The organism is Devosia sp., assembly GCF_017307565.1.
GTDB lineage: Bacteria > Pseudomonadota > Alphaproteobacteria > Rhizobiales > Devosiaceae > Devosia.
In genome coordinates this window covers 1-3,887 of the sequence record NZ_JAFKHD010000097.1, presented here as the reverse complement: position 1 = coordinate 3,887, position 3,887 = coordinate 1, and the positions used below count along the sequence as shown (strand labels likewise).

The following is a 3,887-nucleotide window of genomic DNA, read 5'->3' as shown; positions in this document are numbered from 1 at the left end:
GGGCCACAGGATGGTTGATCCTGTGGCCCTTGGTGCGACTGACGAATATCAGTGTTTGGTGACTTCGCTCAGTGCGGCAGCAATGTGCTCCCACTCGGAGCTGACGCTGGCGGTCGCCCGACGCTTGCCGGCGCGACGATACCAATAATCCGCGTTACCCATATCGGCTTCGATCCAGTGCATCAGCGCATGCACCCAGTCAAAGGGCTGCACGCCTTCCATTGCCTGAACGATATTGTGCGCCTTCTCCCATTCGGGACCAACGCGCAGTTCGCCCTTCTTCAGCCACCACAGCGCCTGCAGCGGCTTGCTCATATCCTTGGGCGGCTCGGACCAGTCGAGCGTCGTGAAAATATCAACGGCCATCGGCGAAATTCCTGTTGGCCCGGACGCTGCCACAGGGCGCGTCACAACCAGTTTAAACTTGTGCATGGGGCGCAAATAGTGCGGAACGGCGGCGCAATCAAGCGCCGCCGTCTCCGAACGTCTTGTCGCTTACCACCAGCGGGTGGGCGAAAAGTCGGTGCCGGTGCTCTTTTCGATCACCCGGGCAGCCGCAAACAGCGTCTCTTCGTCGAACGGCTTGCCGATCAACTGCAGGCCCAGTGGCAGACCCTTGCCGTCCTTGCCGGCCGGCACAGCGATGCCCGGCAGGCCCGCCATGTTCACGGTCACGGTGAAGACGTCGTTGAGATACATGGCGACCGGATCAGCCGCCAAAGCCTCGTCGCCAATCGCAAAAGCCGCCGACGGAGTCGCGGGGGTAAGAATGGTGTCGACGCCGGCGTTGAAGGCGTCTTCAAAATCCTTCTTGATCAGCGTGCGCAGCTTCTGCGCCTTGACGTAATAGGCGTCAAAATAGCCAGCCGAGAGCACATAGGTGCCGATCATGATGCGGCGCTTCACTTCGCGACCGAAGCCTGCGGCGCGGGTGAGTTCATAGAGATCAGTGATGTCCTTGCCCGTAACGCGCAGGCCATACTTCACACCGTCATAGCGGGCGAGGTTGGACGAGGCTTCGGCCGGAGCCACGATGTAGTAAGCCGGCAGGGCATACTTGGTGTGCGGCAGCGAAATATCCTTCACCGTCGCGCCCTCGGCCTTTAGCCATTCAAGGCCCTGGTTCCACAGCGCCTCGATCTCGGCGGGCATGCCGTCCATGCGATATTCGCGCGGCACGCCGATGGTGAGGCCCTTCACGCCACGCTCAACGGCAGCAGCGAAATCAGGAACAGCCAGGTCGACACTGGTCGAATCCTTGACGTCAAAACCCGACATGGACTGCAGCATCAGCGCCGCGTCTTCCACGGTGCGGGCAATCGGACCGGCCTGATCGAGCGAAGAGGCGAAAGCCACCGTGCCCCAGCGCGAGCAACGACCATAGGTCGGCTTGATGCCAACGGTGCCGGTGAACGCGGCCGGCTGGCGGATCGAGCCGCCGGTATCGGTCGCGGTAGCGCCGGCGCAGAGCCAAGCAGCAACGGCAGAAGCCGAACCACCCGAAGAACCACCCGGCACGAGATTGGCATTGCTGCCTTCAGCGCGGAACGGGTTGATCACCGAGCCATAGTAGCTGGTCTCGTTGGACGACCCCATGGCGAACTCGTCCATGTTGAGCTTGCCCAGCATCACGGCGCCATCGCGCCAGAGATTGGCCGTCACGGTCGATTCGTATTCGGGCTTGAACCCATCGAGAATGTGGCTGGCCGCCTGGGTATGCACGCCCTTGGTCGCGAACAGATCCTTCACGCCCAGCGGAATGCCTTCCAGCAGGCCGGCTTCGCCCTTGGCCAGTTTCGCGTCGCTGGCCTTGGCCATGTCGCGCGCCTGGTCGGGCGTCGTCGCCACATAGGCATTGAGCTTGTCATTGGCAGCGTCGATGGCACCGATATAGGCCTCGGTCAGCTCCACGGCGGTGAAGCTCTTGTTGGTGAGGCCCTTGCGGGCATCGGCGAGGCTCAGCTTGGTCAGTTCAGTCAACGGTAATCTCGCTCAGATTGTCGCAGCGCGTATAAATTGTCGTGCCCGATGGCACCATGGCGTCGGCCGATTCCGCGTCGTCAGGCTTATAGTTCATAGCCCACATGATATCCGCGGAGGACGCCACCTGTATCTCGGTTTCCGAATACGGCGTTACGGCCAGGATGTCAGGATAAATTTCACCCGGAAGCTCGCAGATCGCATCAATGAACAGATGCGTCGAGCCTTCCCGGCTTTTGACGTCGAAGAAATTGCATTGGAATTCCATCGACTGAATGCCCTTGGAAAAATCCAGAGCGAGGAAATCGAGGTCCATGAAAGCCTCGATGCCCTTGTCCTCGATCATGCCGCACGCCGTGGCGTCGCTAACATAGATCTTGGTCTGGTCGATCTTCAGGTCTTCCTGCGCAAAGGCAGGCGCCGCCAGGGCGAGCAGGGAAACAAGGGCAAGACGGATCATGCGGCTTTTTCCTCGTGGAGCCGCAGCTCGAAAAACGCTGACCACTCGCTATCGGGATAGTCGAGGAACGGTCCACGCGCCACGAATCCGTAACGTTCATAGAGCCGATGCGCTTCCACCATGCCATCGCCCGTGCCGGTTTCCAGCATCACGACCGTCATGTTCCGCTCGCGCGCCAGCTCGACGATTCGTTCCAGCAACTGTCGGCCGATGCGCTGCCCGCGCACTTCCGGCACGGTGTACATGCGCTTGACCTCGCCCAGCTCCAGCCCATGCGCCTTGAGCGCGCCCATGCCCACCGCGGCGCCGTCCTCGTCCCGCGCCACGAACAGCGTCGTGTCGCTATCGGCCATCTGCTCCACGGTCATCTTGAACTGGAATTCCAGCGGCGACAGTGGCAGCAAATGATCGTTGAGACGCGCGACGAGCCCGCGCACGTCGTCCTGAAGCGGCGTCTCAATGGCGATCGAGATCGCCATTCTTATTCGACCACCTTGGGCACCATGAAGAAGTTGTCTTCGGTCAGCGGCGCGTTCTTGACGATCGCCTCGGCATAATCGCCGTCAGTGACAACGTCGTCGCGGCGACGCAGCTGCATCGGCGTCACCGAAGTCATCGGCTCGACGCCGTCGACATTCACTTCACCGAGCTGTTCCACGAAACCGAGAATGGCATTGAGTTCGGCCTGATAGCCGGCAACTTCCTCCTCCTCGATACGGATACGGGCAAGGCGCCCGATGCGCTTCACGGTGGCGGCGTCGACAGACATGGCAAACTCCAGCGAATAAGGCCTTCTTTGCCGCTTCATTAGCAATGCAGCGACCCAAAAGACAATGAAAATGCCTTATGGCAGGGATCAGACTTCCACAGCCAATCCACGCTCGAGCGCAATCAGCCCCGTCCCATCGAGCCGATCCCGCAACGCATCAAAGGCCGCATCCACCTCCGACTCGCTTCCAGCCAGCGCAATCAACCGTGGCGCAGCTCGCTCCAGCAGCTTCCCACCGCGCTCCGCAAGCCCCTCACCGATCAGCACCACCACCGCCTGCCCCAACCAGCGCCCGGCCGCGGCAAACTCCTCGCGCGCCAAAACCAGCGGCGCCTCCCCATCGGCATCAACCACCAACGCCCCCTGCCGGAGCCCCACCACCTCAGGCGGCCGCATGGCTTCATCCACCTCCAGCATCCGCAACGGCGCCCGAGGTTTCCAATCCCCACTTGCGCCGTCCGTCACCCCGGCAAACGCCACAACCACATCGGCCCCACTCACCAGCTCCGCCCGATCCACCCCCGGCAAAGCCCCCTCACCCTCGACCACCACAATCGCCCCCGCCGCATGAATGCGAAACGTGTCGTGTCCGAACCAGGTGAGTTTCATTTGATTGGTCCCATCGCCAAAGTCTGCTCATGAGCCTATAGGACAGACCGAGCCACAACCGCGAGCCCC

6 protein-coding genes are annotated in these 3,887 nt (G+C 61.6%); all 6 read right to left on the bottom strand.

Translation table 11 applies throughout. From position 1 onward, the window contains the following. Positions 1-48: 48 nt before the first annotated feature. The 6 genes from J0I64_RS03020 to J0I64_RS02995 all read right to left on the bottom strand — a co-directional run bounded on the left by J0I64_RS03020 (position 49) and on the right by J0I64_RS02995 (position 3,818). Positions 49-366, bottom strand: a complete 318-nt coding sequence (locus J0I64_RS03020; RefSeq protein ID WP_291406145.1) for a hypothetical protein — start codon at positions 364-366, stop codon at positions 49-51. Positions 367-495: 129 nt separating this feature from the next. Then, positions 496-1,980 carry an Asp-tRNA(Asn)/Glu-tRNA(Gln) amidotransferase subunit GatA gene (gene gatA / locus J0I64_RS03015; protein WP_291406144.1) on the bottom strand — a complete coding sequence of 495 codons (1,485 nt, stop codon included), beginning with the start codon at positions 1,978-1,980 and terminating at the stop codon, positions 496-498. Next, positions 1,973-2,440, bottom strand: coding sequence for a hypothetical protein (locus J0I64_RS03010; RefSeq protein ID WP_291406143.1), 468 nt, complete (start codon positions 2,438-2,440; stop codon positions 1,973-1,975). The genes gatA and J0I64_RS03010 overlap by 8 nt, the downstream gene beginning before the upstream one ends. Then, a complete protein-coding gene (locus tag J0I64_RS03005) occupies positions 2,437-2,919 on the bottom strand; it encodes a GNAT family N-acetyltransferase (RefSeq protein ID WP_291406142.1) in 483 nt (160 codons plus the stop codon). Before J0I64_RS03005 ends, J0I64_RS03010 begins: the two co-directional genes overlap by 4 nt. 2 nt (positions 2,920-2,921) lie before the next feature. After that, on the bottom strand, positions 2,922-3,209 hold the full coding sequence (gatC, locus tag J0I64_RS03000) for an Asp-tRNA(Asn)/Glu-tRNA(Gln) amidotransferase subunit GatC (protein WP_291406141.1): 288 nt from the start codon (positions 3,207-3,209) through the stop codon (positions 2,922-2,924). Between the two features lie 87 nt (positions 3,210-3,296). Then, complete coding sequence (locus J0I64_RS02995) at positions 3,297-3,818, bottom strand: hypothetical protein (RefSeq protein WP_291406140.1); 522 nt, start codon at positions 3,816-3,818, stop codon at positions 3,297-3,299. Positions 3,819-3,887: the final 69 nt, after the last annotated feature.

What these genes read in the sequence shown, in the direction of transcription:
- J0I64_RS03020 (WP_291406145.1), bottom strand. Translation starts at nt 366, where the DNA reads ATGGCCGTTGATATTTTCACGACGCTCGACTGGTCCGAGCCGCCCAAG.
- J0I64_RS03010 (WP_291406143.1), bottom strand. Translation starts at nt 2,440, where the DNA reads ATGATCCGTCTTGCCCTTGTTTCCCTGCTCGCCCTGGCGGCGCCTGCC.
- J0I64_RS03005 (WP_291406142.1), bottom strand. Translation starts at nt 2,919, where the DNA reads ATGGCGATCTCGATCGCCATTGAGACGCCGCTTCAGGACGACGTGCGC.
- gatC (WP_291406141.1), bottom strand. Translation starts at nt 3,209, where the DNA reads ATGTCTGTCGACGCCGCCACCGTGAAGCGCATCGGGCGCCTTGCCCGT.
- J0I64_RS02995 (WP_291406140.1), bottom strand. Translation starts at nt 3,818, where the DNA reads ATGAAACTCACCTGGTTCGGACACGACACGTTTCGCATTCATGCGGCG.